The organism is Pseudomonas sp. D3, assembly GCF_029320995.1.
GTDB lineage: Bacteria > Pseudomonadota > Gammaproteobacteria > Pseudomonadales > Pseudomonadaceae > Aquipseudomonas > Aquipseudomonas paraveronii.
The window spans coordinates 2,689,977-2,715,616 of record NZ_CP119772.1; the positions used below are offsets into that span (position 1 = coordinate 2,689,977).

Consider the following 25,640-nt stretch of genomic DNA (forward strand, 5'->3'; position numbering starts at 1 on the left):
TAGGGGACCTTTTCGTTTTCGGCCCCGCCACACCCTTCGCTCTGAGCTGGGGGGGCCGCCGGGGCTGATTCAAATCTGCAGGTCATGGCCTGTCATATTCATAACTCCCTGACGGGGAGGAACCGAGATGTCCAACATGCCAGACAAACCAGACACATGGGCGATTGCGCTTGCGTGGTTGAGCCAGCATTCGCCAATCCTCTATGCGGCTGCGCTGTCCTGCGCCATGGCCGTCCTGCGCATCACCTACGGCGGCGGCACGCGGCGCCAGATGCTGGTGGAGGGCGCGATCTGTGGCGGCCTGACGTTGACCATAATCAGTGGCCTGGACTTCTTCGGTCTGCCACAGAGCATGGCCACCTTCGCAGGTGGCTGGGTCGGCTTCCTGGGCGTAGAGAAGATCCGGTCGATTGCTGACAGGGTGACTGACTTCAAGTTGCCCAGTCGCAAGGTCGATTAATCCGCGCCACGTTTTCGAATGCGCCAAATCGTGGCGCGAGACAGATCACATGAAAGTAATCGTAACCAAGCTTCTGGGATCGGCTGAGGTCGAGTTCCTGCGTGAGGGTGTGGTCGTTCATCGCGAGCGGTTCACCGGCAAGACCAACTCCCGGTATGAGCGCACCATTGCCACGCAGGAAGAGTTCGACGCCCATCGCTGCCGGTTTGTGACGGCCATGCCTGCTGATCGGGCATTTCAGTATGAGGTAGCGCCGTGAGCAACGTAACTCGCCTGCGCCATGCGCTGCCGATGAGCCAGAAAATCAATAAGGCCCTTACCGATCTGGATAGCGCCATCGCCAAGGCAATCGACGCGGCCAAGGCTGCTGGGCTCCCTCAGGGAATTGTCGTCGCAGTACTACACGGGCAAGCTCATTCACAAACCGCGATCATGGTCGGGTAGGTGTGCCGCAGGTGAGTGCGGCACCGGTGATTGTCACATGCCACCAAAAAGTATCTTAGCGCTGACCAATTTCTGGCCGTTGACCGTGAGAGTGCAAAAGCTCTCAGGCATTGTCCTGCCTGGCTCAGTCTTCATAGGATCGCATTTCAGAACTCCCTTCTTATCGCCGAATGGTAGTTCAAACCCCTCAAGCGTCTTGCTGAACTCCAAAGTGTATTTCTGCCCATATCCCATCCTTGCGATCACGGTAGGCTCGCCGTCGCTCAGGAATCCGGACGTAGGAAACGCGCACAATGTGCCTTCCACTCGCTCCCCGTCGATGATGTTTGCGTCTGTATAGCAGGCGATTTGGCTGCGTTTGGTTGCTATCCCACCGGGGCCTAGGTTGGTCCACGTTGCTTGAGGGCCTACGGTGCATCCAGTGAGTGTTGAAGCGCCCAAAAGGCATACGAAGAGTGAGCTGGCTTTGACGAATGACATCAGCATTAGTTTCCTTACTTTTTGAAGTCGCCATCAATACCGGCAAAGCGCCACTATTTCAAGCTCAAGGTAACTTATGGATAGGCCGTACCCTCCATCGTCACTTCTTGAGTTGTCGGAGCTATCCGACTTCGGCATCCGGCTGACTCCGGCACCTAAAGTATGGGACTGGCTCCAAGCCGAGATCCTCGCCGACACCGGCACCATCCACAACGAAGACCATGCCCATCTACTGGATGCAGACATCCGGGTCATGTGGGCCTCATCGAGCTTCGAGAAGCAGGGTAGGACAGTCCTGGGGCAGGCCGAACAGGTAGCGTTCCGTGCTGGCGGTTGGCAGAAAGCCCGGATGGAGCAGCAGATGCGTGATTGGTTCGGCGACGTGCCGGCGTTCATCATCACGTTGGCTGCCGACTACTGCGCCCAGTGCAGCGACCTTGAGTTCTGCGCGCTCTTGGAACACGAGCTGTATCACCTGGCTCACGCGACCGACAAGTACGGTCAACCAGCATTCACCCAAGACGGTGCGCCGAAGATCAAGCTGCAGGGCCACGACGTTGAAGAGTTCGTCGGAGTCGTCCGCCGCTACGGGGCAAGCCCTGACGTTCAAGCGTTGGTGGATGCTGCAAACAGTCCTGCCGAGGTGGGGAAATTGAATATTGCGAGGGCCTGCGGAACCTGTCTGCTCAGATCGGCCTGATTCTTGACAGGCTCTAGACGGATGAGAATTTATGGCAGTCCTGAAAAATGAGGTGAAGAGCTTCATCGTTCAGGCGCTGGCGTGCTTTGACACCCCCTCCCAAGTGGTGGAAGCCGTCAAGAACGAATACGGGGTTGTGGTAAGTCGCCAGCAGGTCGAGACGCACGACCCAACCAAGTCGGCCGGGAAGGGGCTTGCCGTGAAGTGGGCGACCCTATTTCACGATACCCGCAAGCGATTCCGAGAAGAGACCGCCGAGATCCCGATCGCTAACCGCGCCTACCGGCTTCGTGGTCTGGGGCGAATGGCTGAGAAGGCCGAGAACATGCGCAACCTGGCACTGACCGCTCAGTTGTATGAGCAGGCCGCCAAAGAGGTAGGCGATGTCTACGTGAATCGCCGCCTCGAACCTGAGAAACCTCTGGGCTCCCAAGCGGACCAGCAGCACGCCGTTGCTGAGTACACCCTGGAGCCTGATGAGAATGTCCCCGCTACCCCGTACCTTTGACCCGCCGGTAAAGCTGACGCCCAAGCAGGCGAACATTTACTGCTGGGGCTTCCAGCCTGAGGCCCGTTTCCGCGATGCGGTGTGTGGGCGACGGTTCGGCAAGACGTTCCTGGGCAAGGCCGAGATGCGTCGTGCTGCCCGCTTGGCTGCGGAGTGGGGCGTAAGCGTCGAGGACGAGATCTGGTACGGCGCGCCGACCTTCAAGCAGGCCAAGCGCGTGTTCTGGCGGCGACTGAAGCAGGCGATCCCCGAGGCGTGGCGTGCGCACCGCCCGAACGAGACCGAATGCTCGATCACGCTCAAGTCTGGTCATGTCATGCGCGTGGTAGGGCTCGACAACTACGACAACCTGCGGGGCTCCGGCCTGTTCTTCGTCTTGGTTGATGAATGGGCAGACTGCCCGTGGGCGGCGTGGGAAGAAGTGCTGCGGCCGATGCTATCGACTTGTCAGTACCAGATTCCAGGCGTCGGGATGCGCAAGGGCGGCCATGCGCTGCGAATTGGCACGCCGAAAGGCTTCAACCACTGCTACGACACTTATCTGGACGGCAAGCCAGGCGGCGAGCCTGATCACAAGAGCTGGCAGTACACATCTTTGCAGGGCGGCAACGTTCCCCCTGAAGAGCTGGAGGCGGCCCGCAGGAAGATGGACCCACGCACCTTCCGGCAAGAGTACGAGGCTGGCTTCGAGAACTACGCCGGTGTCGTCTATTACACGTTCAATCGTGACGAATGCCGAACCAGCGAACGAATCAAGCCGGGCGAAGCGCTTCACATCGGTATGGACTTCAACGTCATGAAGATGGCGGCCGTCGTCTATGTTGTGCGTGACGACCTGCCGATGGCCCTGGATGAGTTTCACTGCGTGCGGGACACGCCTGAAATGATCGAGAAGATCCAGGTCCGGTTCCCTGGGCACTCGGTGGCGGTATATCCCGACGCCAGTGGGCAGAACACCAGCAGCAAAAACGCGAGCGAGTCCGACCTTTCGCTACTGAAGAAAGCGAAGTTCACAGTGATCGTCGACTCCACAAACCCGGGCGTGAAAGACCGTGTGAACTCGGTGAACGCTATGTTCCTGAACGCCTATGGCGAGCGTCGCCTGAAGGTGAACATCGATCAATGCCCTCAGCTCACCCTGTGCCTTGAGCGACAGACCTACACCGACAAGGGTGAGCCGGACAAAGATCCGAAAAAGGGTCACGACCACATGAACGACGCTGCTGGTTATTTCATTGCCAAGCGTTATCCGATCAAAGCGATCGTCACCTCTATCAAAATGGGATACGCCCGATGAGCAACGACGTCTCCTTCAAGCGGGCGGATTACATCGAAGCGCTGGGCCGCTGGGCTACCGTCCGCGACGTCTGCGCGGGTCAGCACCGGGTTGTCGATCGGCTGCCGTACATCAACGGACACGACAAATCGCCGGAAAACGAAGACCGGAACCGGGCTTACCGTGAGCGGGCGGTATTCAAGAACGCTACTGGGCACACCCGTAACGGGTTGCTGGGCCTCGCCTTCCACAAAGACCCGACACTCACGGTTTCGAAGAAGCTGGAATACCTGCAGGACAACGCCAACGGCTCCGGGGTGAGCATTTACCAGCATTCACAGGGCACGCTTGAAAAGGTGCTTGAGGCTGGTCGGCACGGGCTGTACGTCGACTATCACCAGGACGACAGCATCGGCGGGAACTCGGTGATCCTGTCCTACTGTGCTGAAGACATCATCAACTGGCGCACCGGCATGGTTAACGGTCACAGCGTACTGACGCTGGTGGTGTTGCGTGAGTCGCCTGAGATTCCCGACGGCTTCGGTTTCAAGACGGCCGAGCAGTACCGGGAACTGGCGCTGGAGGACGACGGCTTTGTCTGTCGGGTCTGGCGCAGGTCCGGGCCGAAAGGTGGTGGGCCGCTGGCGGTCACCGAAGAATTCAGGCCTGAAGGTGTCACTGGGCGTTTCAAAGAGATCCCGTTCACCTTCGTCGGCGCGCAGAACAACGACCCGAGCATCGACGAGTCACCGCTGTACGACGTCGCCATGATCAACCTGGGCCATTACCGGAACAGCGCCGACTATGAGGACAGCGTTTTCTGGTGTGGACAGGCCCAGCCGTGGATCAGTGGCCTGGATGAGCAGTGGCGCGACTGGATGGAGAAGAACGGCGTCTATGTCGGCTCCAGGGCGCCAATGATGCTGCCGGCCGGTGGTCAGTTCGGCTACGCGCAGCCATTGCCCAACACACTGGTCAAAGAGGCCATGGCCGACAAAAACCAGATGATGATCGAGCTGGGCGCCCGGATGGTGGTGGCGTCACTTGCCACCAAGACCGCTACGGAGTCCCGTGGCGATCAGTCGGCTTCCACTTCTGTGCTGGCCGGCTGCGTGGCAAACGTCAGCGAGGCTTACACCCGAGCAATCATGTGGTGCTGCGCCTACATGGGCATCGCTGACAAGAAGGTCGCCTACCAGGTGAATCAGGAGTTCGTCGAGCTGACTGCTGATCCGCAGATGATCACCGCCTTGGTTGGCTTGTGGCAGAACGGCGGATTCGCGAAGGCAGACCTTCGGGCCTACCTGCGGAAGCTGGGCCTGATCGCGCCAGAGCGCACTGACCTGCAGATCGACGGCGAGTTGCAGGAGCAGAGTGACGGCCTGGGCCTAGACAACGAGGACACACCAAATGGCGGCAAACCAAGCAATCCATGACGCCACCATCCGGCACGCGGTCTTCCTCGAAAAGCTGAAGGCGGGGGAGGTGGGCAAGTTCGCCCCCTTCCTCAAGGAGATCGATCGCTCGATCCGCGACCGGCTGACCCAGACGGACCTGACCGAGTACAACGTCAAACGCCTTGAGGCGCTGCTGAAGGAGGTGGATAGCCTGCTGCTGGGCATATTCGACCGCTACAGCGCGCAACTGAACCTCGACTTGGTGGATATCGCCAACTATGAGGCAGAGTTCGAAGCGACCAGCCTTGCCCGGTCGGCGCCGGTTGGGGTTTCGCTGGACGTGGTCGCCCCGACGGCTGCGGCAATCCGAACCGCAGTGCTGACGAATCCGCTTAGCGTGCGCGGCACCGGCGGCGGGAAGCTGCTGAAGGCCTTCATCAAGGGTTGGACCGGCGCCGAGCGAGAGCGCGTCACCGGCACGATTCGGCAGGGTTTCTTCGAGGGGCAGACGAACTTCCTGATCATCCGAAATATTCGCGGTACCAAGGCTGCCGGCTACAAAAACGGCATCCTGGCTACCACCAACCGCAATGCCGCCACGGTCGTGCATACCGCGATTCAGCATGTGTCGTCTCAGGCGCGCATGGAGGTGGCCAAGGCCAACACTGACATCGTGGAAGAAATCCAGATGGTGGCCACGCTGGACAGCAAGACCAGCCAGCAATGCCGCTCGATGGACAAGCGCAAGTTTCCGGTGGATTCAGGCCCAAGGCCGCCGTTCCACCCGAACTGCCGCACCACCTTCATCTTGCTGACAAAGCTCAGCGTGATGTTCGCCAAGGGCGCTACCCGGGCGTCGGTGGGCGCTAATGGCGGGCAGCAGGTCAGTGCCGATCTCGACTATTACCACTGGCTTCAGCTTCAGCCGGCAGCGTTTCAGGACGTGGCCATCGGCCCGGTCCGGGCCAAGCTGTTCCGGGAGGGTGGATTGACCGTGGAGCGATTCGCGGAGCTGCAGCTTGATCGCAACTTCTCGCCGCTGACCCTGGTGCAGATGAGGGCATTAGAACCATTGGCGTTTGAGAGAGCTAACTTAAAGTAGGTCTTCACAATTTCGAGTGTTTGAACAATGTCTCGGTTGGATCTTCTGGAGGATCTTGGTAGTAAAGCCCCCCCAAAGGAATAGGGCCTGCAGGCAGTGGTGAGTTTTCAAGGTGCTCTAAGAGTTCCGTGTACAGCGTGAATGAGGCTCTTTCAAATGGAGATAAGTTTATATTTTTTGAAAGCTCAAATACAGTTCCTGCAGTATTGCTTGTAACCAAATTTATGAACTTTTCTACTGCCATGGGAAGTGCCGTCGGATGTGGAGAATCCAGCACAGGCTGATCGTGTGCGACGATATTCCTTAGCTCTGTTAGTGCGTGAGAACACTCCCAAATCCATGCGGGGACTTGGGGTAGGAGTTTTTGCATATTCGATGGTTTACGCAGATTTCTTTTAATCTTTTCATTTGTTGTATCAACGACTAGGTCTTCCGCTTTTTCAATAAGTTTGTGGGTTTTAATTATCTCTGAAGTTAAATCTCCGCCTTTAGTGAAACGGCAGAATAGTAAGTGAGTGCCAAGATCTAAATCTTTCATTTTGCGTTCCTTGCTCTTGTATTCATTTAAAAATCAACTTCGGCCCTATCAGGCCGTACTGGGAGTCTATCAAGTGCCTGAAGAAATCGAAATCGACCTGGAAAACCCGGCAATCAAGGCCGCTATCGCGACTGCCGTTGAAGCATCCGTCTCGGGTTTGAAAACCAAGAACTCGGAGCTGCTGGGTAAGCTGAAGGAAACCTCCGGCAAGTTGACCCAGTTCGAAACCCAGTTTGACGGCATCGACATCGATGCCGTCAAAGGTCTGCTCAGTCGGGCGGGCCAAGATGAAGAAACCAAGCTGCTGACCGAGGGCAAGGTGGACGAGGTCTTCAACCGCCGCACCGAGCGCCTGCGTGGCGACTACGACAAGCAGCTCAAGACCATCAGCGAGCGTGCCGAAAAGGCTGAGTCCTTCGCCGCCAAGTTCCAGGGCAAAGTCCTGGGCGACTCGGTGCGCGGCGCTGCACTGAAAGCCGGCGCACTGCCGGAAGCAACCGACGACATCATCCTGCGCGCCAAAGGCGTGTTCACCCTTAACGAAGATGGCGATGCAGTCGCCGTTGATGAATCCGGCCAGGTCATCCTCGGTAAAGACGGCAAGACCCCTTTGACTCCGCTCGAATGGGCTGAGTCTCTGCGCGAAAGCGCACCTCATCTGTGGCCAAGGGCTTCAGGGACATTTGCCCCGGGCGGGGGTGGCGGCAAGGCTGCATTCAAGCGCTCCGAAATGACCTCCGAGCAGAAGCGCGACTTCCAGCGCAAGCACGGCCAAACCGCATATCTCGCATTGCCCAAGTAAGGGGATTGACCCATGGCTACAACCGTAAATAGCGACCTGATCATCTACAACGATGAGGCGCAAACCGCATACCTGGAGCGCGTACAGGACAACCTGGATGTGTTCAACGCATCGTCCAATGGCGCGATGGTGCTGGACAACGAACTGATCGAAGGCGACTTCCGCAAGCGCGCCCTCTACAAGCTGAACGGGTCGTTGGAACACCGCGACGTCAACTCTGACGGCAAGGTAACTGCCAAGAAGATCAGCGCTGGCGAAGCTGTCGGCGTCAAGGCTCCCTGGAAGTATGGCCCGTACCAGACCACCGAAGAGGCGTTCAAGCGCCGCGGTCGTCCGGTCGAGGAGTTCTCCCAGATCGTTGGAGCCGACGTAGCAGATGCGACTCTGGAAGGCTTTATCCAGTACGCAACTGCCGGCCTGCGCGCCGCCATCGGCTCCAACGCCGACATGGTGGTTTCGGCCAACATTGAAACCGACGGCAAGAAGACGCTGACCCGCGGCATGCGCAAGTTCGGCGACAAGTTCGGCCGCATCGCACTGTGGGTCATGCACTCCAGCGCCTATTTCGACATCGTCGACGAAGCGATCACCAACAAGATCTACTAAGAAGCTGGCGTCGTGATCTACGGCGGGCTGCCTGGAACCCTGGGCAAACCGGTACTGGTGACCGACACCGCGCCGGCGGACGTGATCTTCGGCTTGCTGCCAAACGCCGTGACCATTACCGAGTCTCAGGCCCCAGGCTTCCGCTCCTACGAAGTGAACGACGAAGAGAACCTGAGCATCGGCTACCGCGCTGAAGGCACCGTGAACATTGATGTGCTGGGTTATAGCTGGAAAGCCACCACCGGCGGCTCCAACCCAACCCTGGCCGCAGTCGGTTCTGCTGCCAACTGGATCAAGCATGCGGGCAGTAACAAGGTCACCGCTGGAGTGATGATCACGCTCACTGCAACGCCTCCGGTCACTGGCGGCTAAGCCTCAAACTCAACGCGCGGTCAGCGATGGCCGCCTTGGAGAAACACATGGAACTGACTTACAGCAACCAACTGAACGGCTTCGACCCGGAGAAGCGATACCGCAATCCGGAACACTTCGACAAGCCCGAAGCCGGCGTGACAAGCGTGCTGGTAATCGGCGATTGGCCCAGAGTCGTCAACGGGTATGAAGCGGCCGGCATCGACGTGTCGGTGAAGGAGGCGAAGCGGGTGCAGATTGTTGGTGTCGCCAACCAGGCCGAACTAGAAAAAGTCATCGCGGCTTTGCGTGCTGAACATGGATCGATCCAGAACCTTGTTGATGGCCTGGATGCTGGTGAGATTCACCGCCCCGAGTCGTGCGGACTGGCGTTGCGCTTGTTTGAAGTGCTGGGCACCATTCATGGGTCGGTTGGCGAACTGACCGCTGAGCGTGACAGCCTGCTTCTGACGATCGACGAATTGCGCGGTGAGATCGAAGCGCTGAAGAAGACCGCCATCACGCTGCCGGCTGATGAGGCTGGAGAAATCGCGGCGCTGAAAGCCAAGCTCAACGAAGCGAAGGTGCCCTACCGGGCCAATGCCTCGAAAGACTCCTTGGAAAAGCTCGTCACTGATCTGCCCAAGGCGTGATACTGCTGACTGCCGGTGACCCGGCGGCCAATCTTCAAACCATTCCAGCGAGTTGACACATGACACTCATCATCGAGGACGGTACCGGCAAGCCTGACGCCGAAAGCTACGCGAGCGCCGAGGATCTGGCCCTGTATGCCGTGAAGTTCGGTACGGTCATCCCTGCAGGTGTTCCCGAGCAGGAAGCGCTGCTGCGACGGGCCGCTCTGGCGATGGATGGCATGACCTGGAAGGGGCGGAAGACCAATAGCGAGCAGGCCTTGTCCTGGCCGCGCCGGGAAGTGCTGCTGGATTATGAGATCAAGCCAAACAACTACCTTCCGGCGCGCATCCAGTACGGCCAAATGGCCCTGGCCGCCGAGATTCATCAGGACGATATCGACCCGGTGGAGAAGCGCAAGGGCGCAGTAACGCTGGAACGTGTCGAAGGCGCGGTGACTCGCGAGTACGCGACTATCCCGAGCACCAGCGGCCGACTGTTGCCGGCGGCGCCGGACCGGCCGAGCTCTACGCAGTTTGCTGACTACCTACAGAAGCGCGGCCTGTTCGCTGTCCGAGCCTAGCTCGGAAACTGTTCTGTCAGTTGAGAAAGTAGGTGCCCAACGTCGGTTTGAATGCCGTACACACAGGAGAACCATGCCTGTGAAGCTGGGTCAGCATTTACGCTTACCAGGATATTGGCTGCAGCAGTGCTTACTGCGGGCTCAAAATAAAACTCTTCGAGCTCACTGCGAGCGCGCTTTTTACCATCGATCGTTCCGGTTTTTGCGTACCGCTTGAGTTCCTCCTTGAGCGACCGAAACCCCTGCTGAAGCTCATCTTTCTCCAGTAGATTGAATCTGGTTTTGCCTGCGTGCAATGCCATTAAATCATTGGCCTGGGAGCATAGGCTGCGCATCCTAGCTATGACTTCGAGTGCGTGCTGATTTTCAGTGGTCATCGTGATTTCCTTTTCTTTTGTCGGCGGCCTGTTGAGCTGCCGATAGTAACTGCCTCATAACGCATATGCATCTGGAGCCACCATGGCCTTCTACGACGAAATGGCCGTGATGGCTCTGGAGATGATCGCAGAGTTCGGCCAGCCCGTGACCATCAGAAAGACGGAGCCGGGCGAGTATGACCCTGAGACGGGCGGCGAGGCGCCGGGCGCGACCATCGAGCAAATCGCCCAAGGCATCCTGCTCGACTTTACCGGCCAAGAATTCCAAAACAACAGCCTCATCCGGCAGGGCGACAAGAAGCTCAAGATCGCCGCGCAGGGTTTGGCCTGGGTCCCCGGCCTACTCGACAAAGTTGTGGCCCAGGGCCGCACCTGGTCAATCGTTCCGCCGCTGAAAGAGGTCAACCCCGCCGGCACGCCGATCCTGTATGAGCTGCAGGTGCGGTCATGAGCCGGGCAGGCGCCGGTCAATCTGGCGGTTTCGCCCTGAGCCTGGCCGAGTTCGCCGCCCAAACCAGCGAAGCCATCGACGCCAGCGTGCGCCAGATCATCATCGAAGTCGGCAGCAGCCTGATCCGAATGTCTCCCGTGGGTAACCCGGAGATCTGGGCACAGAACGCAGTGGCGACGCAGTACAACAAGGCCGTCGACGATCACAACAGCGCGCTGCGCAGTGATCCGGCCAACCTCACGAAGGGCGGCAGGTTGAAGAAGGGCCGCAAGCTCAACGACGGCATGGACGTAAAGGCGCCCGAGGGCTACGTCGGTGGGAGGTTCCGCGCTAACTGGCACATCTCGCTGGGCGTTGTCGAGAGTGTCACCTTCGACGAGGTGGACCCGAGCGGCGCCGAAACCACTGCCGCACTGGTGGCCGCGATGAGCGACTTCACCGCTGGCCAGATGGCCTACATCATCAACAACTTGCCCTACGCGATCCCGCTGGAGTTCGGCCATTCCACCCAGGCCCCCGGCGGTATGGTTCGGGTGACCGTGGCTCGCTTTCAGCAGATCGTGCTGGAGGCCATCAGGAACAACCAGGTATGAGTCATGCCATCATCGCCTCGATCTACGAGGCCAAGCTGATCGCCTGGAACGCTGCCAGGTCGGAGAAGTTGAAGATCGTCTTCGAGAACACCGCCTATACGCCGGCGGCGGGCGAGACTTACCTTCGCGCCTTCACAATCCCGGGTGACACCGCGAGCAACACGCTCGGCGGCGATCACCGGCTCTACGCCGGCGTGTTTCAGGTGAGCATTATCGCGCCGGCGGGCACTGGGAAGACCAAGACCAACCCGATTGCGGCTGAGCTGATCAGTCTGTTCCCGGTTTATGGTCGAGACACGAAGGGTGAGGTGACCGTCACCACCATGTCACCGGTTGACCCTGGTCCTGGCATCACTGGCGATTCCACCTATACCGTGGCGGTCTCTTTTTCTTACCGCTGCGACACCAACTGATCCCGCCCATTGGGCAACCCCAAGAACCCGCCATTGAGCGGGTTTTTTCATATCTGCAAAGAGGAAATACCCATGGGCTACAAGATCCCGAACGGCGGCACCTTCCAGCACGCTGCGACCTATGCCGCTGCGCTGGCGTTTGCCTCCATCAGCAACGCTACCGAGGCCGTAGCCACCGTTGTTGGCGGCACCCTCGCGGCTGGCGATATCGTTCTGCTGACATCCGGCTGGAGCAAGCTGGACAGTAAGGTGGTGCGTGTGAAAGCAGCAACCGCGACGGCAATCACCCTTGAAGGCATCGATACCACCGATACCCAGGTTTTCTCTGTTGGCGGCGGCGCCGGGACCATGCGCAAGGTTCTGACCTGGGTGCAGATCCCGCAGATTTCCGATGTCGCTTTCTCCGGCGGCGAGCAGAACTACCTTGACGTGGTGTTCCTTGAGGACGACCAAGGCAAGCAGATTCCCACCGACAAGTCGGCCGCGAGCATGGTGCTGACCCTGGCCGATGACCCAATTCAGAACTTCAACAAGGTGCTGATGAAGGCTGACGCTGGCAAGCAGGTTGAAGCTGCTCGCCTGAACCTCCCCGGCAACGACACTCTGCTGTACGGCGCCTACACGTCGTTCTCCAAGCAGCCGGCCGTGTCCCGCAACAACCTGCTGACCCGTACCGTCAGCCTGGCGCTGCAGGCCGAGCCCACTCGCTACCTGACTGCGGTGGTGTAACCCATGGCCAAGATCCGTATCGCGCAGAACGCCACGTTCAATGCGCTCGTGCTGATCCCCATCGTTGGCAGCACGCCAGAGAAGGTCGAGTTCACCTTCAAGTACCGGGATCGTGCGGAGCTTGCCGCCCTGTTTGACGAATGGAACGAAAAGCAGGGAAAGGCGCGCGCCGCTCTTGGCGATAAGCCAACCTGGTCGGAAATCGTCGCTGTAGATACCGAGCAGCAGGCGCAGCAGATCAAAGATCTCGTGGTTGGCTGGGGCTTCGACGACGAATACAACGACGACAACATCGTCGCGTTCGTGAAGTCCTGCCATGGCGCCGCCGAGGCTGTCGTCAAAGCTCACGAAGGCGCTTACAGCCAGGCCCGCCTGGGAAACTGATCGAGGCCGCGCGCGCCATGTACTCGCCCAGCGCGCCCGATGAGCTCATCAGCGTGTTTGGCTTCGCCCCGGGCGACCTTGACGAAGATGTGGAGGTCTGGCCCTGCAACTGGCCTGCCTTCCTCCTGTTCAACAGGATGTCCACCCAGTGGCGGGCGGGCACCGGCGGCGCGATCGGTCTCGACTACAGCAGCATCCGCGACGTGGCCGGCTTCCTCGGCATCAAGAAAAAGAAACTCGCTGAAATCTTCCCTGACCTTCAGGTGCTGGAAGGCGAAGCCCTGCGCGTCATGGCGGAGGAAAGGGAAAACAGCCCGTAATCACGGGCACTTATTCAAGGTGAGTCGATGAACATTGCAGAACTCGGCGTCAAGATCGACTCGGCCGATGCGATCCAGGCCAAAACAAGCCTGGATGAGATGGCCAAGGCTGGTGGCCGGGCCGAGCAGTCCGCCGTTTCGCTAATGAACGAAATGGAGGCGCTGGAAAAGTCGCTTTCGACCAACGCCAAGACCACCCAGGACCTGGCCAAGCAGCGTGATGCTCTCGCCAAGCTGACCAAGACCGGCGCCTATGGCGAGGCCGAAGCGGCGAAGATCTCCGCGCAACTCGACAAGCAGCAAGTGGCTCTGGCCAAGTCTGCTCTGGATGAGCAAAAAGCTCTCAACAGCTTACTGGGGGCAATTGACCCGGCCCGCGCCGCGTTGGCGAAACTCGACACTCAAGTCGAGCAACTCGGCAAGCACTTGGACGCGGGGCGCCTGAGTCAGGACGACTACAACAAAGCCCTGGGCAATATCGACAAGGACTACGCCAAGCTCGAAAAAACCACCACCGGCTTCGACAAGCTGCGCCTCGGCACCCGCCAGGCGCAGGAAAACGTTATGCAGCTCGGTAATGCACTGTCGTCGGGCGACTGGGGTAGCGGCGTGCGCGCCGTTGCTCAGTTGGGCGCCGGCGCCGGTGCTGGCGCGGCAGGACTGCTTGCAATACTTGCCCCGCTGGCCCTTGCCACTGCTGCCGTTGGTGGCCTGGCTGTCGCCTACTACAAAGGCAGCGAGGAGCAGGATAAGTACAACAAATCACTGATCCTCACCGGCAACTACGCCGGCGTGAGCGCCGGGCAGTTGGGCGACATGGCGCGGCAGGTCAGCGCAACCGTGGGCACCACCGGCCAGGCCGCTGCGGTTCTCGCGCTGCTGGCCGACAACGGCAAGATCGCTGGCGAGAGCTTCACTGGCATCACCCAAGCCGCTGTGTCCATGCAGGAAGCCACGGGCAAGGCGGTGAGCGAGACAGTTGCCGAATTCTCCAAGCTGGCCGACGACCCGGTCAAGGCGTCCGCCGCGCTGAACGACCAGTACCACTACCTGACTGCCTCGGTTTACTCGCAGATTGCTGCACTGGAAGAGCAGGGCGACCACGCCGGCGCCGTGAAGCTGGCGACCGAGCAGTACGCCGATGCGATCAATGAGCGCACACCGCAGATTCTGGAAAACCTGAGCTTTTGGGAGAAAGGCTACAACGCCGTAGCGCGTGCTGCCGATAACCTCAAGAATCTCGGTCGGCCAGACATCGGCGCCGATATCGAGCAGGCGCGCCGTGATCTGGCGGAAGCCCAGAAGGGCAACGTTGGTGCCTTCCAAAATAAGCAGGTGATGGTCGATTACTACACCAACCAGTTGAACATGCTGGAGGACCAAAAGGCCGCGCAAGCCGATATCACAAAGTGGTAGAGCGAGCAAGCCAAGGCGCAGGGCGACGCAGTCTCGTCCATGGCCAAAATCGACATCCTGACCAAATCGTCGTGGACGAATGAGCAGAAGCGCGCCGAAGCACTCAAGGATTACAAGAAACAGCTCGACGATATCCGCAAGGTTTCGCCGAACGATCCGCGCCTGGCCCAGGCAACGGTCGACAAGAACATCTCCAACATCAACGACAAGTTCAAAGACCCCAAGGCCTCCGGTTCTCAGGTCGACCTGACCGGCTTCAACGACGCCAAGAACAACCTGGCGGCCATCGCCGCTGACTACAAAAACTACCAGAAGGAACTGGACGCGGCGCAGAAGGCCGGCCTGGTATCCGAGGCTGACTACCTGCTGCGCCGCCAGGCCCTGATCGGCAACGAGCGCGATCAGGTGACGGTAGCTTACGAGGCGGAAATCACCGCTCTGCAAGCCGCCAAGGGCAAGAAGACTACGTCGGCCGCGCAAAGCATCCAGCTTGACCAGAAGATCGCTGACGCACGCGCAGGGATGGTCAAGGCGCAGAAGGATGCCGACAGCCAGCTTGAAGTGTTGGCCACCAATGAGGCCGGGCGCCTTGCCAAGCAGGAGCGTGCAATCAGCACCTACATCCAGGCGCTGGGTCAGCAGCAGCGAGCCTTGGAGCTGGCTGGCCAGCGTGCAGTCCTCGGCGTGGGCCAGGGTGATCGTCAAAACGCACTCAGCGGCGAGCTGAACAGCCAGCAAGACCGGTTTGCTCAGCAGTCCCTGGAGTTGGCCAACCAGAAGTCCGACCCGTCGCGGAACATGTCGGAGGAGGAGTTCAAGCGCAAATCCCAGGCGCTCGCCGATGCGAACAAGGCGGCGACCGATCAAATCCGGCAGAACTACGCAGATGTGGAGGCCGCCCAGGGCGATTGGACGAAGGGCGCGACGGCAGCTTGGGACAATTACCTCGATTCGGCGCGGAACATTGCCGGCCAGACGAAAAGCCTGTTCGGCAACGCCTTCAGTTCCATGGAGGATTCGCTGGTCAACTTCGCCGTTACAGGCAAGGCGTCGTTTGCAGACTTCACCAAGTCGATTTTGGCGGACATGGCGCGCATTGCGACACGTCAGGCCAGTTCCGCTTTGCTGGGCAGCCTGGTGGGTGCGGCGGCGAGTTATTTCGGCGGCAGTGCCGCCGGTGGCAATGGGCTGGCGGCCGGATCTGCTGGCGCTGCATCTTCCAACCTTGGCGCTTCAGCGGGGGGCTACTCCGGCAGCTACTTCCCGCAAGCCATGGGCGGCGCCTGGTCGGGCGGCGTGCAGATGTTCGCCGACGGCGGCGCGTTCACCAACTCCATCGTCAGCAAGCCAACCTCGTTTGGCATGGCGAACGGCAACATGGGTATCGCTGGTGAGGCCGGTCCGGAGGCGATCATGCCACTGACTCGGACGTCCAGCGGCAAGCTTGGCGTTATGGCCATGGGCGGCGGGTCCGGCGCAACGCAGATCAATGTCGAGGTGCATATCGACGGGGATGGCAACGCATCGTCCTCCGCCGACGCGCCTGGCTACGACATGTTTGGCAAGGAGCTGGCGGCTTTTGTTGAGCAGAAGTATCAGCAGCTACGCAACAAGGACATGGGCCAGGGCGGCGTCATCAACAAAGCAATCAAGGGGCGCTGATGGCAATCGAACGATTCACTTGGGCAACGGAAAAGGGCGCGGAGGGTGATGTGACCCAGCGCGTCCGGACCAAGCAGTTCGGCGATGGGTACGAGCAGTCGGTCGAAGACGGCCTCAATAACCAGTCCCAATCCTGGCCGCTCACGTTCACCGGCGCCAAAGCTCGCGTTCTGGAAATCAAGGCCTTCCTCGATCGGCACAAGGGCGCCAAGGGCTTCCTGTGGGAACCCCCGCTTGGAGTGCTTGGCCTCTACAAGTGCAACGGCTACAAGCCGGTTCACCGCGGCGGTCAGGTCTACGCCATCACCACTACCTTCAAGCAAACCTTTCATCCCTGAGGCCCATCCATGGCACTGATCACGGACATCCAGAAACTGGAGCCCGGCGGCGAGATTCGCCTGTTTGAAATTGACGGGACTGAGTACGGCGCGGATTACCTGCGCTTCCACGGGCATGCCATTCCGCACACACCTGAAGAGCTGCTGGCCTACGAGCATTCGGAAGAGGATCTGCCGGCGAAGTCGATCTGGTGGCAGGGCGAAGAGTACGCGGCCTGGCCGGTGCAGATTGAGGGCGTTTCCTCGAGTAGCGACGGCACAGCCTCGCGGCCGACATTCGCCGCCGGCAACGTCAACGGCCGCGTCACGGCGCTGTGCCTGGCCTTCGAGGACATGCTCAAGTTCAAGCTGACGGTTCGCGAGACCCTGGCCCAGTACCTGGACGCGGCTAACTTTCCCGACGGCAACCCGACTGCAGACCCGACCCAGGAAGCGCTGGAGATCTGGTACATCGATCAGAAAACCAGCGAGGACAGCGAGGCAGTGGTCTGGGAGCTGTCTTCCCCGGGTGAGATCGACAACCACGGACTGCCCGGCCGGCAGATGACGACGTTCTGCCACTGGGCCATGACCAATGGATATCGCGGGCCGGATTGCGGCTACACCGGCGCGGCCATGTTCGACGATGAGGACAACCCCACGGATGACCCTGCCAAGGATCAGTGCAAGGGCTGCCTGTCGTCCTGCAAGTTATGCTTCGGGGAGAACAACGAGCTGTCCTTCGGTGGCTTCCCCGCCGTTTCCCTGATAGCCAGGAGCTGATCATGCGCAAACACATCATTGCGGCGATCCAGGCGCACGCCGCAGCCCAGTACCCGAAAGAGTGCTGCGGTCTGCTGCTGATCGTCGGCCGCGCGCAGAAGTACTTCCCTTGCCGGAACATCGCCACGGAGCCGAACGAAGAGTTTCGGCTTGATCCCGAGGATTACGCCACGGCGGAGGATCTGGGGCAGGTGATTGGCATTGTTCATTCACATCCGGACGCCACCAGCAGACCATCACCGCACGACCTGGCCATGTGCGAGGCCACAGAGCTGACCTGGCACATTCTGAGTTGGCCCGAGGGCGACCTCAGGTCGATCACGCCCACGGGCCGCACGCCGCTGCTCCAGCGCCCGTTCGTACATGGCGCCTGGGATTGCTGGCAGGTCTGCGCCGACTGGTATCAGCGTGAATGGGGGCTTGAGTTTGAATCCTTCCAGCGCGCTGATGGCTGGTGGGAGAGTGCGGAGAACACCAGCATGTACGAGGCGAACTACGAGGGAGCCGGCTTTGTGCGCGTCGACCGACCGCAGCGAGGGGATTTGATCGTTATGCAGGTCGGGCGCACGGCTCACCCTAATCACGCGGGGATCTACCTGGGCACTGACCCAGCGCTACCCGGCGAAGAGTCGGGCACCTTCGGACCTGGCCCATTTCTGCTGCACCACCTATACGGCAGACCGTCCGAGATCATTGTCTACGGAGGCCCCTGGCACGACCGAACGCGCCTGATCCTCAGGCACAAAGACGCAAGACAACCAACATGACGCGGCAGTGCCGCCGGAGCAGGGCATGCAAGCCACGCAGCGCTACTTATTGACTATTCACGAGCTTTTCACCATCACCGACGGCTGCACCTGTGGCGCTGAAGCAGTGGTCGCCATTTTGGACGGCGGCGTCGAGGTTGATTGCGTGAAATTCTCCGGCAAGTGCCAGAGCAAAGGCGGCTACAGCCGCAGCTACCATGGCAAGTCAGGGCTGCAGGCGGCGCTTGTATCTGGTCCGGGTAGAATTGATTTTGGCTTGGCGCAGGCAGCCGCTATCTAGGCTCTTCGCCGCCGCCCATGAACTCATCGGTTCCGAGCCTGTGCGACCCATATTTCACAGTGTGGCCATTACCTAGGCGCTCGGCCTCTATCTCTGCGACATGCTTGTCGGCGTAGATGTCAATAAAGCTCCATGGATCATTACGGCCTACGGCCCACCCAAGCACCCATCCAGGCATATCAGGATCGGCGGGGAGATTCTTCGCAAGACTTCTGACTGACATGACCGCTCCTTGGTAATTGAAGGCGCAACGCTACTACGCCAAACCGTCGACCAGTTACTGGCATTCCATCCACACTGGATGCCTGGACAGGCAAAGTGCTATCGTCGGATTTCAATCAAGGCGAAGGAGTCGCAACGTGGCAGCAGTGAAGACATTCGTGTTCAAGTTGAAAGCAAGCAATGGTTCTGGAATGAGCAATGTGCTTCAGAACGGAGTGGATCAGCGGGAGGCTGAGCGGAAAATTCTCGCCAAATATCCAGGCGCGACAATTCTGGATGTTCGTCTGCAGTGAGAAACAGCCCAGCCCCGAGCTGGGCTTTTTGCATCTGGCTCTCACTGAAGTGGATGCTTGGCCAAGTACGGGGTACGGCCGCTTTTTTCGAGGAGGCAGCTATGCGCGCTCTCATTTCGTTGCTGCTGTTACTAGCTGCGTCCACTGCGACTGCTGGCTACGATATTCATGTTACTCGCAAGTCGTTCTGGGCTGACGAAGTAGGTCCGAAAATTACCGCGGAGCAATGGCAGGCATACGTCAAAACTGATCCCCAAGTCGCTCCGGATACAGCTAATGGGCCTGAAGATTTTATGGTTTCAACGCCGAGCGAATCCTTTCCCTTGTGGTACAGCCCCCAGCTTGGGGAGATCTACACAAAGAATCCAAGCGATGCGGCAATCCTGAAGCTGCAAGACATTGCCGGAAGCTTGGGCGCGGGCGTCCAAGGTGATGATGGTGAGTCTTGCCCGTTAAAGCCTTGAGCTGACTCAAGTGGGGTGATGAGGGCGTCTAGTTTGGGGTATAGATTGCATTCCATCCACGCTGGATTCCTGGACAGGAAGCGAGCGGAAGAATGCGGCGCTAAGGCAACACACCAGGACGTAGCGCTGCGGACAAATTAGGAGAGCGGTTCGAGCATTCCTTAATGCTGAACCGTTGCTTCAGCGAGTGAAGATTCGGCCGCGTAAAAATTTTCTTCTGCCCTCTTGAAATTTTTTTCGGCCAACATAAATTTTTATCACGCGACGCCTAATGAGGGTCGCGCACTTAATCACTTGGATTTAATCAGGAGATTTTGAGATGGCTACTACCCTTTCGCTGGCCCCTTTGTTCCGCCAATCTGTTGGCTTCGATCGCTTCAATGACCTGTTTGAGTCGGCGCTTCGCAGCGAGACTCCGAATACCTATCCGCCTCACAATGTGGAAAAGCACGGTGATGACGAATATCGAATTGTCATCGCAGTAGCTGGGCTCACAGAAGCGGATCTGGATATCCAGGTCGAGAAGGGTGTTTTGACAGTCGTTGGGGACAAGCGCGAAACCGAAAAAGAAGTAACCTATCTGCATCAGGGTATCGCGCAACGAGCATTTCGGTTGTCGTTTCGACTGGCAGATCACATTGAAGTGCGCGGTGCTTCGATGAACAACGGACTGTTGAGTATCCACTTGCTGCGTGTGGTGCCCGAAGAAGCCAAGCCTAAAAAAATTGCTATCGGTAGCGAAGGTACTCCCGAGCTGCGTCAGGTTAGCTTGCAGTAACTAGGCGGTATCAAAAAAGGCGCTCTTAGTAGCGCCTTTTTTGTTTTTGTGTGCTCGGATTTAGGACTTAGCCTCATGTACAGAACGTGCGACCTTCTGGAGCCGTTTCCTTGATGCTACAGTCCCGCCAAACCAACTAGGGAACGACATGCGCATGGCGTGGAATTTGACCCCGGACGGGTTGACACATGGATAGGCTTGATCGCTTAAACGATCTGCTGCGCGAGCATGATTGTGTTATGTCGATCAACATCAAATTCGACGATTTCAAATACGATTTGGTTTTGGTGCTTTCTGCCAATGGGTCAGATTTGGATGCGGTGACACTGACTTTTCATGATGTCAGCGCTCTTGATTTGAGCGGGTTTGGTGGTGGGCTGACCCAGTTCATGCATCTTGAAGCCGCTCGTGTAGATAACGGGCTCGACAGAATTCGCTATGAAATGACAGATGTGAATGACGAGAAGATATCGTTCAAATTCTTCACTTTCGGCGGATCAATTTTTTAGGAGCAAGCATGCGAATTTTGATAGAGTCGGTAGCGGTTTAGGAGCTTCAAGATGGGATTCGCAACGACGCTCTGGGAATGGTATGGGCAGGGGGAGTTCAAGCGGGTACTCGCCGTTTGTGAAGTATTTCCTGCTCTGGAATTCTTGGCGATGAGTGCAGATGAGCAGCGAGAAGCTATTCCTGACTGCCCTGCATGCGAAGCCTGGTCCATGACAATGTTGCCGTTGAACGAGACCTTGGCGGCCTGTGGTAATGCCATGCCAAGCGAAGTAGAGCGCGGCCTCCAAAACCTCTGGCAACTATGTAATGGCCTGTCTGAAGACGCTTTCCATTGTGGCGACCGGTTGATATTCGATCATCAAGATTGGACGTCTATTCGTGAGTCCGCTACAGACCTGCTCCGGCTGATGGAGCGTCTGGAGATGACCCCTTATCTAAATGAACTGACGGTTGATTGCCATAACGAGGTAAATGGGTACGTTGCTGCAAAGCCCGAACGTTCTTAACATCCACGAAAAAAAGAGCCGAGCCAAGCCCTGCGCTGGGCTTTTTGCATCTGGCGGTAAATATCGGTACTACTGAAAACCTAATCGAACGTGATATCGTTTTGCCTCTAACAGCGGAGGTAGTAGATGAAGGTCAAAAATTGGACGGGCTGGGAGCCGGAGTGGCTCAAACTGACCGAGCACTATCTGGATGCCCCGGCCGTACCAGGTGCGTATCTAATCTGCGCCGATAGAGCTATCCACCGCGCCGTAGGCGTCGATGATAATGGCGTCCTGACTATTGGCGAGTCGGATAATTTGAGGCGCCGCCTCGCTGCGTTTGTTCGATGCGCCAAAAATCCTGGAGCCGCTGGGCATATGGCCGTAAGCGTCCGGGGGACACACCTTTCTGATTGCGCCGGCGTCCTGACTGCACGTGCTCCGCGCATGACCCTAAGGACGGTGGCACACGCGGCAGTTCAATTGTAGGATTGACGAAAAATGGTTATGGATATCCATATGAACCTTGCGACACTAGCGTTATTCCTGCCCGCCTGCTTTGCCCTGAATATGGCGCCTGGGCCTAACAACCTGCTGTCTATCAGCAATGCAACACGCTACGGATACCGCACATCATGCATGGCAGGTGTTGGTCGCTTGCTGGCGTTCGCGGTGATGATTGCGCTGGCTTCGGCAGGCTTGGCCGTAGTGTTACAAACTTCAGAGCTAATCTTCTATGGGATCAAAATAGTTGGCGCGGCATATCTTTTTTACTTGGCATACCAGTTGTGGAGAGCTGCACCGCAAGCGGAAGCTGAGTCAAAAAACGCCCCGATAGGTCTATGCGCGCTGGCAAGGCAGGAATTCCTCGTTGCCGCAGGCAACCCCAAAGCCATCCTGATTTTTACCGCGTTCTTGCCTCAATTCGTCGACCCAACGGCAGACATTGGTTCTCAGTTTACGTTGCTCGGTCTTCTGTTTTTGGTATTGGAGTGGATTGCGATTGGCATCTATGCGTACATCGGATTGCATATGCGACGTTGGTTCGCTCTGCCTCGTGGTAAGCAAATTTTCAACCGTTGCTGCGCTGGCTTGTTGTCGGCTGCCGCCTCGATGCTATTGATGACACGTCGAGCTTGATCCGCAGTAAGCAGATGATGGTAAGTGTCTCCGACTCATCTGCGTGGTTGGATGGGTTGCCACTTATGCGGCAGCAACTGATCAATTTCACTTGCCCGCTGCGTCGGCAGGCGCGTAAGAACGTCCTTCAGATAAGCATACGGATCATGCCCATTAAGCCGCGCAGACTGGATCAAACTCATAATCGCTGCGGCACGTTTGCCACTGCGTAGCGAGCCTGCGAACAACCAATTCGAGCGGCCAAGAGCCCACGGCCGGATTAGGTTCTCGATTTGATTGTTGTCGATGGGCACAGCACCATCTTCCAGGTAGCGCGTCAGCGCTATCCAGCGTTTGAGGCTGTAATCCAGAGCCTTGGCCGTAGCCGAACCCTCGGGCACAAGTTCGCGTTGGGCCAGCATCCACTCATGCAGTTTTTCGGCGATGGGCACCGCTGTTTCCTGGCGTAATCGCCAGCGATCTTCGTCGCTCATTTCCTTGGCGTTTCGCTCGACTTCGTACAGTCCGCCAATCGAGTGAAGAGCCTGTTCCGCCAACTGGCTTTTATTGGCGATATGCAAGTCGAAGAACTTGCGGCGCGCATGGGCCATGCAGCCGATTTCGGTGATGCCCAGCTCGAAGCTGGCCTTGTAGCCGGCGAAGTCGTCACAAACCAGCTTGCCGTTCCAGGTGCCCAGGAAGTTACGCGCATGTTCGCCGGCACGGCTGGGGCTGAAGTCGTAGACCACGGCTTTGAGTGCCGAAAACGGCGCCGTGCTGTAGGCCCAGACATAGGCGCGGTGGGTTTTCTTCTCGCCGGGCGCCAGCATTTTTACCGGCGTTTCATCGGCGTGAACCACGCGCTGGGCCAGCACCACTTCGCGCAGCGCATCGACCAGGGGCTGAAGCTGCACGCCAGTTTGGCCCACCCACTGCGCCAGTGTCGAACGCGGGATGGCTAGACCGGCACGACCGAAGATCTTTTCCTGTCGATACAGCGGCAGGTGGTCGGCGAACTTGGCCACCATCACGTGGGCCAGCAGGCCCGCCGTGGGGATACCCTTGTCGATTACCTGCGGCGGCACCGGCGCCTGGATCAGCGTTTCGCATTGGCGGCAGGCCCATTTCCCACGAACGTGCTGTTCGACGGTGAACACGCCCGGCGTGTAGTCCAGCTTCTCACTGACATCTTCGCCGATGCGCTGAAGCTGGCAGCCGCAGGTGCATTGGGTGTTGTCTGGCTCGTGATGGATCACGGTACGCGGGAACTGCGGCGGTAACGGTGCACGCTTGGGTTGCTGGCGTGGTTCTGTCTGCGCAGGTGCAGGATGAAGTGCTTTTAACTCCGCCTCGATGGCTTCTAGGTCGGTATTGAGCAGGTCATCGAGCAAGCTGCCTTGCGCCGGGCTGATCTGCTCGCTGCGCTTGGCGAACTTGTGGCGTTTGAGAATGGCGATTTCGTGAGTGAGTTGCTCGATGATCGTCTCATCACGATGAATCTTTCTGTCCTGGGTGTCGATCTTGGACATCAACTGCGCAGCCAGTGCGCGCAGTTGTTCAGGAGTCATTTGGTCTAGATCGGGCAAGGAAGTCATGCCGTGGATTTTACCAAAGCAGTCCGAGTGCTACAGCTGAAAGGAGCGTTTAAAGCAATGTGATTGCGCCGCCCGCACCGACTCGTTGCCAGGGCAATCCAAGTACCAGTGCCTGAAGTTGTTCGGGGTCGAGTTCGACCTCCGTCCCCCGATGGATGCCTGGCCAATGAAACTTACCTTGGTTCAAGCGCCGCGCCGCAAGCCAGATACCGACGCCGTCGTGCACCAGGACTTTCATCCGGTTCGCCCGGCGGTTGGCAAAGAGGTAAGCGCAGTGCGGCTTCGCCGCACCGAACACCGCGACCACTCTGGCCAACGCGGTCTCAGTGCCGGCGCGCATGTCCATGGGCTCGGTGGCGAGCCAGATGGCATCGACACGAATCATTGGGCCAGGCCACGAATAAAACACGCGCAGCCGTCCGGATCCGAGGCTGGCCACTTTACGGTGATGGATTTATCACCCAGAGGCAGCGAGATGGTGACCATCTCTTCTGTTGCTCGCCTTGGTACCGCTTTTACTGGAACAAAAGCCGGCAAGGTTGCAGGCGATTGATCCCGGTAAGCAGGTAGCCACTTGCGGATCACGTTAGCGTTGATGCCGTGATGGATGGCCACGCTGGAAATCGTCGCTCCGGGTTGCAGACATTCCTGGACGACCTGGGCTTTGAATGGTTTGGGGTAAGAGCTTCGTTGGCGCATGAAAGTCCTAGCGATAAGGGCGATGGTGTCCGCTTAAAAATACGCGGACACCATCGCCCTTAATGCTGGAGTTCGGTAGGTGCCTTGGCCGGACGCTTACATATGGCCGGCTGGCGCTTCAATTACGCGGCTTTCGAGAAGGTTTTTCCATTGGAAACTCTCTGGGTTAGCTGGCATCCGACTGTTGATAAAGCCACAGCTTACGCAAAGGAAGGAGAGATGCTTGCACTCTACTTGGCCGAGCACTATGAGCTGCCTCCCCTGAACTACAAGTTCAACTGGCCCAAGCTTGAAGGCTAACAGCAATGGTTGCTCGGGTGGCGCCGCGCTACAGTCGCTCCTTTCAGGGCAAGGAAGAATCATGCGGATTTTGATAGCAGCGGTAGCGGTGGCAGCGCTACTAAATGGATGTTCCAGCCCACGACAACCGCTTGATAATCGTGATCCTTGCTTAGATTTCGGTGCCCCTCATAGTCCCGGCTTTGATGCTTGCCTCGAGCGACGGGCTAAGGCTCTGAAAGCGGTACTTGAAGATAGCCATGAAAATCAGTATGAATTTGTTTCTGAGACGAAGCTTGATCCCTGAATCAAGATTCTAGCCAGCCAGCACGATGTTAAGCAGGCGCTCGCGAATCAGAGTAACTGCACCCATGTGAGGCTTTCGTGCCGGTCCTTCGTTGGTGATAAAGTCTCTCGACATCTAAACGAGGGAACGACATGCGGATTTTGATAGCGGCGGTAGCGGTGGCGATGCTGGCGGGGTGCATGGCGCCGACGATGAATGAGGCGCGCCAGGAGGGTCCGTATAAGGTGCTGACCTCGAAGAAAACCGACGCCGCGCTGGCTAAATGCGTCCAGTACGAATGGCAGAACCAGCCGATCTTCGGCGGCACGCCTGGGGCAACGCTTCAGCCGGGGCGCGACACCGGATATACGGTATTCACTGAGGGCTCCCAGTACTTCGTTGACATCCAGCCCAAGGGCGCGGGCTCAGAGGCGAAGTATTACGTGGTGGTGGGTAACTGGATCGCCAATAAACGGCTGATCGCGCTGCAAGGCTGCCTGTAGCGGCACATCAAATTGTTCAAGGCTCGCTTCGGCGG

Annotated in this window: 36 protein-coding genes and 2 pseudogenes; 31 read left to right on the forward strand and 7 right to left on the reverse strand. The window is 58.4% G+C overall.

Annotation, left to right across the window (positions count from 1 at the left end):
• The first annotated feature begins 127 nt into the window (after positions 1-127).
• Genes P3S72_RS12465 through P3S72_RS12475 form a run of 3 tightly spaced genes read left to right on the forward strand, consistent with a single transcriptional unit; the run spans position 128 to position 904 of the window.
• Positions 128-460, forward strand: a complete 333-nt coding sequence (locus P3S72_RS12465; protein WP_104902921.1) for a phage holin, lambda family — start codon at positions 128-130, stop codon at positions 458-460.
• Between the two features lie 49 nt (positions 461-509).
• A complete protein-coding gene (locus tag P3S72_RS12470; RefSeq protein ID WP_276197558.1) occupies positions 510-719 on the forward strand; it encodes a hypothetical protein in 210 nt (69 codons plus the stop codon).
• Complete coding sequence (locus P3S72_RS12475) at positions 716-904, forward strand: hypothetical protein (RefSeq protein ID WP_276197559.1); 189 nt, start codon at positions 716-718, stop codon at positions 902-904. The genes P3S72_RS12470 and P3S72_RS12475 overlap by 4 nt, the downstream gene beginning before the upstream one ends.
• Before the next feature lie 33 nt (positions 905-937).
• On the opposite strand, the gene P3S72_RS12480 is transcribed toward P3S72_RS12475, so the two are convergent.
• A complete protein-coding gene (locus tag P3S72_RS12480) occupies positions 938-1,384 on the reverse strand; it encodes a hypothetical protein (protein ID WP_276197560.1) in 447 nt (148 codons plus the stop codon).
• Between the two features lie 76 nt (positions 1,385-1,460).
• Between P3S72_RS12480 and P3S72_RS12485 the strand changes: the two genes are divergently transcribed.
• The 5 genes from P3S72_RS12485 to P3S72_RS12505 are packed head-to-tail and all read left to right on the forward strand — an operon-like array spanning position 1,461 to position 6,367.
• The gene (locus P3S72_RS12485; RefSeq protein ID WP_276197561.1) at positions 1,461-2,084 is read left to right on the forward strand and encodes a putative metallopeptidase; all 624 of its coding nucleotides are present in this window, start codon (positions 1,461-1,463) and stop codon (positions 2,082-2,084) included.
• A 31-nt stretch (positions 2,085-2,115) separates the two neighbouring features.
• Entirely contained in the window at positions 2,116-2,592 is a 477-nt protein-coding gene (locus P3S72_RS12490) for a DUF2280 domain-containing protein (protein ID WP_276197562.1), read from the forward strand.
• Complete coding sequence (locus tag P3S72_RS12495) at positions 2,567-3,889, forward strand: terminase (RefSeq protein WP_276197563.1); 1,323 nt, start codon at positions 2,567-2,569, stop codon at positions 3,887-3,889. Before P3S72_RS12490 ends, P3S72_RS12495 begins: the two co-directional genes overlap by 26 nt.
• Positions 3,886-5,304 carry a DUF4055 domain-containing protein gene (locus P3S72_RS12500; RefSeq protein ID WP_276197564.1) on the forward strand — a complete coding sequence of 473 codons (1,419 nt, stop codon included), beginning with the start codon at positions 3,886-3,888 and terminating at the stop codon, positions 5,302-5,304. The genes P3S72_RS12495 and P3S72_RS12500 overlap by 4 nt, the downstream gene beginning before the upstream one ends.
• A complete protein-coding gene (locus tag P3S72_RS12505; protein WP_276197565.1) occupies positions 5,279-6,367 on the forward strand; it encodes a minor capsid protein in 1,089 nt (362 codons plus the stop codon). Before P3S72_RS12500 ends, P3S72_RS12505 begins: the two co-directional genes overlap by 26 nt.
• A 4-nt stretch (positions 6,368-6,371) precedes the next feature.
• Here P3S72_RS12505 and P3S72_RS12510 read toward each other — a convergent pair whose 3' ends face one another.
• On the reverse strand, positions 6,372-6,905 hold the full coding sequence (locus P3S72_RS12510; RefSeq protein ID WP_276197566.1) for a hypothetical protein: 534 nt from the start codon (positions 6,903-6,905) through the stop codon (positions 6,372-6,374).
• A gap of 73 nt (positions 6,906-6,978) precedes the next feature.
• Here P3S72_RS12510 and P3S72_RS12515 point away from each other — a divergent pair, with 73 nt between their 5' ends.
• The 4 genes and pseudogenes from P3S72_RS12515 to P3S72_RS12530 all read left to right on the forward strand — a co-directional run bounded on the left by P3S72_RS12515 (position 6,979) and on the right by P3S72_RS12530 (position 9,880).
• Positions 6,979-7,707, forward strand: a complete 729-nt coding sequence (locus P3S72_RS12515) for a hypothetical protein (RefSeq protein ID WP_276197567.1) — start codon at positions 6,979-6,981, stop codon at positions 7,705-7,707.
• A gap of 12 nt (positions 7,708-7,719) precedes the next feature.
• Positions 7,720-8,685 (forward strand): annotated as a pseudogene (locus P3S72_RS12520) (major capsid protein).
• Between the two features lie 47 nt (positions 8,686-8,732).
• Positions 8,733-9,317 carry a hypothetical protein gene (locus tag P3S72_RS12525; RefSeq protein WP_276197568.1) on the forward strand — a complete coding sequence of 195 codons (585 nt, stop codon included), beginning with the start codon at positions 8,733-8,735 and terminating at the stop codon, positions 9,315-9,317.
• A 59-nt stretch (positions 9,318-9,376) separates the two neighbouring features.
• A complete protein-coding gene (locus P3S72_RS12530) occupies positions 9,377-9,880 on the forward strand; it encodes a DnaT-like ssDNA-binding protein (RefSeq protein ID WP_276197569.1) in 504 nt (167 codons plus the stop codon).
• On the opposite strand, the gene P3S72_RS12535 is transcribed toward P3S72_RS12530, so the two are convergent.
• A complete protein-coding gene (locus P3S72_RS12535; protein ID WP_276197570.1) occupies positions 9,877-10,257 on the reverse strand; it encodes a hypothetical protein in 381 nt (126 codons plus the stop codon). The two genes, P3S72_RS12530 and P3S72_RS12535, sit on opposite strands and share 4 nt — an antisense overlap.
• Positions 10,258-10,339: 82 nt before the next feature.
• On the opposite strand from P3S72_RS12535, the gene P3S72_RS12540 reads away from it, so the two are divergent.
• From P3S72_RS12540 to P3S72_RS12590, 11 genes and pseudogenes are all read left to right on the forward strand, one after another.
• Complete coding sequence (locus P3S72_RS12540) at positions 10,340-10,708, forward strand: hypothetical protein (protein ID WP_276197571.1); 369 nt, start codon at positions 10,340-10,342, stop codon at positions 10,706-10,708.
• Complete coding sequence (locus tag P3S72_RS12545; protein WP_276197572.1) at positions 10,705-11,301, forward strand: hypothetical protein; 597 nt, start codon at positions 10,705-10,707, stop codon at positions 11,299-11,301. The genes P3S72_RS12540 and P3S72_RS12545 overlap by 4 nt, the downstream gene beginning before the upstream one ends.
• Entirely contained in the window at positions 11,298-11,714 is a 417-nt protein-coding gene (locus tag P3S72_RS12550; protein WP_276197573.1) for a phage tail terminator-like protein, read from the forward strand. The genes P3S72_RS12545 and P3S72_RS12550 overlap by 4 nt, the downstream gene beginning before the upstream one ends.
• A gap of 72 nt (positions 11,715-11,786) precedes the next feature.
• Positions 11,787-12,443 carry a phage tail protein gene (locus P3S72_RS12555; protein ID WP_276197574.1) on the forward strand — a complete coding sequence of 219 codons (657 nt, stop codon included), beginning with the start codon at positions 11,787-11,789 and terminating at the stop codon, positions 12,441-12,443.
• A gap of 3 nt (positions 12,444-12,446) precedes the next feature.
• Positions 12,447-12,827, forward strand: coding sequence for a phage tail assembly chaperone (locus P3S72_RS12560; protein ID WP_276197575.1), 381 nt, complete (start codon positions 12,447-12,449; stop codon positions 12,825-12,827).
• A gap of 17 nt (positions 12,828-12,844) precedes the next feature.
• Positions 12,845-13,147: a DUF1799 domain-containing protein gene (locus tag P3S72_RS12565; protein WP_010567894.1), complete on the forward strand. Its 303-nt coding sequence runs from the start codon at positions 12,845-12,847 to the stop codon at positions 13,145-13,147.
• Between the two features lie 27 nt (positions 13,148-13,174).
• A pseudogene (locus P3S72_RS12570) lies at positions 13,175-16,225 on the forward strand (phage tail tape measure protein).
• Positions 16,225-16,563: a phage tail protein gene (locus P3S72_RS12575; protein ID WP_276197576.1), complete on the forward strand. Its 339-nt coding sequence runs from the start codon at positions 16,225-16,227 to the stop codon at positions 16,561-16,563. Before P3S72_RS12570 ends, P3S72_RS12575 begins: the two are co-directional and overlap by 1 nt.
• A gap of 9 nt (positions 16,564-16,572) precedes the next feature.
• The gene (locus tag P3S72_RS12580) at positions 16,573-17,325 is read left to right on the forward strand and encodes a phage minor tail protein L (protein WP_276197577.1); all 753 of its coding nucleotides are present in this window, start codon (positions 16,573-16,575) and stop codon (positions 17,323-17,325) included.
• Between the two features lie 2 nt (positions 17,326-17,327).
• Positions 17,328-18,092: a C40 family peptidase gene (locus P3S72_RS12585; protein ID WP_276197578.1), complete on the forward strand. Its 765-nt coding sequence runs from the start codon at positions 17,328-17,330 to the stop codon at positions 18,090-18,092.
• Between the two features lie 25 nt (positions 18,093-18,117).
• Entirely contained in the window at positions 18,118-18,372 is a 255-nt protein-coding gene (locus P3S72_RS12590) for a hypothetical protein (RefSeq protein ID WP_276197579.1), read from the forward strand.
• Here the strand turns inward: P3S72_RS12590 and P3S72_RS12595 are convergent.
• The gene (locus P3S72_RS12595; protein WP_276197580.1) at positions 18,365-18,595 is read right to left on the reverse strand and encodes a hypothetical protein; all 231 of its coding nucleotides are present in this window, start codon (positions 18,593-18,595) and stop codon (positions 18,365-18,367) included. The genes P3S72_RS12590 and P3S72_RS12595 overlap by 8 nt on opposite strands.
• Before the next feature lie 136 nt (positions 18,596-18,731).
• Between P3S72_RS12595 and P3S72_RS12600 the strand changes: the two genes are divergently transcribed.
• The 6 genes from P3S72_RS12600 to P3S72_RS12625 all read left to right on the forward strand — a co-directional run bounded on the left by P3S72_RS12600 (position 18,732) and on the right by P3S72_RS12625 (position 22,264).
• On the forward strand, positions 18,732-18,887 hold the full coding sequence (locus P3S72_RS12600; protein WP_158683840.1) for a hypothetical protein: 156 nt from the start codon (positions 18,732-18,734) through the stop codon (positions 18,885-18,887).
• A gap of 101 nt (positions 18,888-18,988) precedes the next feature.
• On the forward strand, positions 18,989-19,351 hold the full coding sequence (locus P3S72_RS12605; RefSeq protein ID WP_276197581.1) for a hypothetical protein: 363 nt from the start codon (positions 18,989-18,991) through the stop codon (positions 19,349-19,351).
• Between the two features lie 319 nt (positions 19,352-19,670).
• Positions 19,671-20,129 carry an Hsp20 family protein gene (locus P3S72_RS12610; RefSeq protein WP_122676438.1) on the forward strand — a complete coding sequence of 153 codons (459 nt, stop codon included), beginning with the start codon at positions 19,671-19,673 and terminating at the stop codon, positions 20,127-20,129.
• Positions 20,130-20,317: 188 nt separating this feature from the next.
• Positions 20,318-20,638: a hypothetical protein gene (locus P3S72_RS12615; protein ID WP_276197582.1), complete on the forward strand. Its 321-nt coding sequence runs from the start codon at positions 20,318-20,320 to the stop codon at positions 20,636-20,638.
• A 51-nt stretch (positions 20,639-20,689) separates the two neighbouring features.
• A complete protein-coding gene (locus tag P3S72_RS12620) occupies positions 20,690-21,145 on the forward strand; it encodes a hypothetical protein (protein WP_247395570.1) in 456 nt (151 codons plus the stop codon).
• A gap of 498 nt (positions 21,146-21,643) precedes the next feature.
• On the forward strand, positions 21,644-22,264 hold the full coding sequence (locus P3S72_RS12625) for a LysE family translocator (protein WP_004881414.1): 621 nt from the start codon (positions 21,644-21,646) through the stop codon (positions 22,262-22,264).
• A gap of 35 nt (positions 22,265-22,299) precedes the next feature.
• Here P3S72_RS12625 and P3S72_RS12630 read toward each other — a convergent pair whose 3' ends face one another.
• The 3 genes from P3S72_RS12630 to P3S72_RS12640 are packed head-to-tail and all read right to left on the reverse strand — an operon-like array spanning position 22,300 to position 24,537.
• The gene (locus tag P3S72_RS12630; protein WP_276197583.1) at positions 22,300-23,838 is read right to left on the reverse strand and encodes an IS66 family transposase; all 1,539 of its coding nucleotides are present in this window, start codon (positions 23,836-23,838) and stop codon (positions 22,300-22,302) included.
• Positions 23,839-23,887: 49 nt separating this feature from the next.
• Entirely contained in the window at positions 23,888-24,223 is a 336-nt protein-coding gene (tnpB, locus tag P3S72_RS12635) for an IS66 family insertion sequence element accessory protein TnpB (protein ID WP_177009613.1), read from the reverse strand.
• Entirely contained in the window at positions 24,220-24,537 is a 318-nt protein-coding gene (locus P3S72_RS12640; RefSeq protein WP_098950582.1) for a transposase, read from the reverse strand. The genes tnpB and P3S72_RS12640 overlap by 4 nt, the downstream gene beginning before the upstream one ends.
• Positions 24,538-24,639: 102 nt before the next feature.
• Between P3S72_RS12640 and P3S72_RS12645 the strand changes: the two genes are divergently transcribed.
• Together P3S72_RS12645 and P3S72_RS12650 are read left to right on the forward strand one after the other, a co-directional pair.
• Positions 24,640-24,837 carry a hypothetical protein gene (locus P3S72_RS12645; protein WP_276197585.1) on the forward strand — a complete coding sequence of 66 codons (198 nt, stop codon included), beginning with the start codon at positions 24,640-24,642 and terminating at the stop codon, positions 24,835-24,837.
• 417 nt (positions 24,838-25,254) lie between these two features.
• On the forward strand, positions 25,255-25,605 hold the full coding sequence (locus P3S72_RS12650; protein ID WP_276197586.1) for a hypothetical protein: 351 nt from the start codon (positions 25,255-25,257) through the stop codon (positions 25,603-25,605).
• The last annotated feature ends 35 nt before the right edge of the window (positions 25,606-25,640 follow it).

Bases quoted from the DNA above. Each gene is read 5' to 3' on its own strand.
- P3S72_RS12530 (WP_276197569.1), top strand. From the start codon at position 9,377: ATGACACTCATCATCGAGGACGGTACCGGCAAGCCTGACGCCGAAAGC.
- P3S72_RS12615 (WP_276197582.1), top strand. From the start codon at position 20,318: ATGGATAGGCTTGATCGCTTAAACGATCTGCTGCGCGAGCATGATTGT.
- P3S72_RS12495 (WP_276197563.1), top strand. From the start codon at position 2,567: ATGTCCCCGCTACCCCGTACCTTTGACCCGCCGGTAAAGCTGACGCCC.
- P3S72_RS12545 (WP_276197572.1), top strand. From the start codon at position 10,705: ATGAGCCGGGCAGGCGCCGGTCAATCTGGCGGTTTCGCCCTGAGCCTG.
- P3S72_RS12540 (WP_276197571.1), top strand. From the start codon at position 10,340: ATGGCCTTCTACGACGAAATGGCCGTGATGGCTCTGGAGATGATCGCA.
- P3S72_RS12565 (WP_010567894.1), top strand. From the start codon at position 12,845: ATGTACTCGCCCAGCGCGCCCGATGAGCTCATCAGCGTGTTTGGCTTC.
- P3S72_RS12640 (WP_098950582.1), bottom strand. From the start codon at position 24,537: ATGCGCCAACGAAGCTCTTACCCCAAACCATTCAAAGCCCAGGTCGTC.
- P3S72_RS12485 (WP_276197561.1), top strand. From the start codon at position 1,461: ATGGATAGGCCGTACCCTCCATCGTCACTTCTTGAGTTGTCGGAGCTA.
- P3S72_RS12560 (WP_276197575.1), top strand. From the start codon at position 12,447: ATGGCCAAGATCCGTATCGCGCAGAACGCCACGTTCAATGCGCTCGTG.
- P3S72_RS12625 (WP_004881414.1), top strand. From the start codon at position 21,644: ATGAACCTTGCGACACTAGCGTTATTCCTGCCCGCCTGCTTTGCCCTG.
- tnpB (WP_177009613.1), bottom strand. From the start codon at position 24,223: ATGATTCGTGTCGATGCCATCTGGCTCGCCACCGAGCCCATGGACATG.
- P3S72_RS12505 (WP_276197565.1), top strand. From the start codon at position 5,279: ATGGCGGCAAACCAAGCAATCCATGACGCCACCATCCGGCACGCGGTC.
- P3S72_RS12465 (WP_104902921.1), top strand. From the start codon at position 128: ATGTCCAACATGCCAGACAAACCAGACACATGGGCGATTGCGCTTGCG.
- P3S72_RS12650 (WP_276197586.1), top strand. From the start codon at position 25,255: ATGCGGATTTTGATAGCGGCGGTAGCGGTGGCGATGCTGGCGGGGTGC.
- P3S72_RS12490 (WP_276197562.1), top strand. From the start codon at position 2,116: ATGGCAGTCCTGAAAAATGAGGTGAAGAGCTTCATCGTTCAGGCGCTG.
- P3S72_RS12590 (WP_276197579.1), top strand. From the start codon at position 18,118: ATGCAAGCCACGCAGCGCTACTTATTGACTATTCACGAGCTTTTCACC.
- P3S72_RS12610 (WP_122676438.1), top strand. From the start codon at position 19,671: ATGGCTACTACCCTTTCGCTGGCCCCTTTGTTCCGCCAATCTGTTGGC.
- P3S72_RS12525 (WP_276197568.1), top strand. From the start codon at position 8,733: ATGGAACTGACTTACAGCAACCAACTGAACGGCTTCGACCCGGAGAAG.
- P3S72_RS12630 (WP_276197583.1), bottom strand. From the start codon at position 23,838: ATGACTTCCTTGCCCGATCTAGACCAAATGACTCCTGAACAACTGCGC.
- P3S72_RS12480 (WP_276197560.1), bottom strand. From the start codon at position 1,384: ATGTCATTCGTCAAAGCCAGCTCACTCTTCGTATGCCTTTTGGGCGCT.
- P3S72_RS12620 (WP_247395570.1), top strand. From the start codon at position 20,690: ATGGGATTCGCAACGACGCTCTGGGAATGGTATGGGCAGGGGGAGTTC.
- P3S72_RS12510 (WP_276197566.1), bottom strand. From the start codon at position 6,905: ATGAAAGATTTAGATCTTGGCACTCACTTACTATTCTGCCGTTTCACT.
- P3S72_RS12500 (WP_276197564.1), top strand. From the start codon at position 3,886: ATGAGCAACGACGTCTCCTTCAAGCGGGCGGATTACATCGAAGCGCTG.
- P3S72_RS12550 (WP_276197573.1), top strand. From the start codon at position 11,298: ATGAGTCATGCCATCATCGCCTCGATCTACGAGGCCAAGCTGATCGCC.
- P3S72_RS12575 (WP_276197576.1), top strand. From the start codon at position 16,225: ATGGCAATCGAACGATTCACTTGGGCAACGGAAAAGGGCGCGGAGGGT.
- P3S72_RS12595 (WP_276197580.1), bottom strand. From the start codon at position 18,595: ATGTCAGTCAGAAGTCTTGCGAAGAATCTCCCCGCCGATCCTGATATG.
- P3S72_RS12555 (WP_276197574.1), top strand. From the start codon at position 11,787: ATGGGCTACAAGATCCCGAACGGCGGCACCTTCCAGCACGCTGCGACC.
- P3S72_RS12605 (WP_276197581.1), top strand. From the start codon at position 18,989: ATGCGCGCTCTCATTTCGTTGCTGCTGTTACTAGCTGCGTCCACTGCG.
- P3S72_RS12470 (WP_276197558.1), top strand. From the start codon at position 510: ATGAAAGTAATCGTAACCAAGCTTCTGGGATCGGCTGAGGTCGAGTTC.
- P3S72_RS12585 (WP_276197578.1), top strand. From the start codon at position 17,328: ATGCGCAAACACATCATTGCGGCGATCCAGGCGCACGCCGCAGCCCAG.
- P3S72_RS12645 (WP_276197585.1), top strand. From the start codon at position 24,640: ATGGCCGGCTGGCGCTTCAATTACGCGGCTTTCGAGAAGGTTTTTCCA.
- P3S72_RS12580 (WP_276197577.1), top strand. From the start codon at position 16,573: ATGGCACTGATCACGGACATCCAGAAACTGGAGCCCGGCGGCGAGATT.
- P3S72_RS12535 (WP_276197570.1), bottom strand. From the start codon at position 10,257: ATGACCACTGAAAATCAGCACGCACTCGAAGTCATAGCTAGGATGCGC.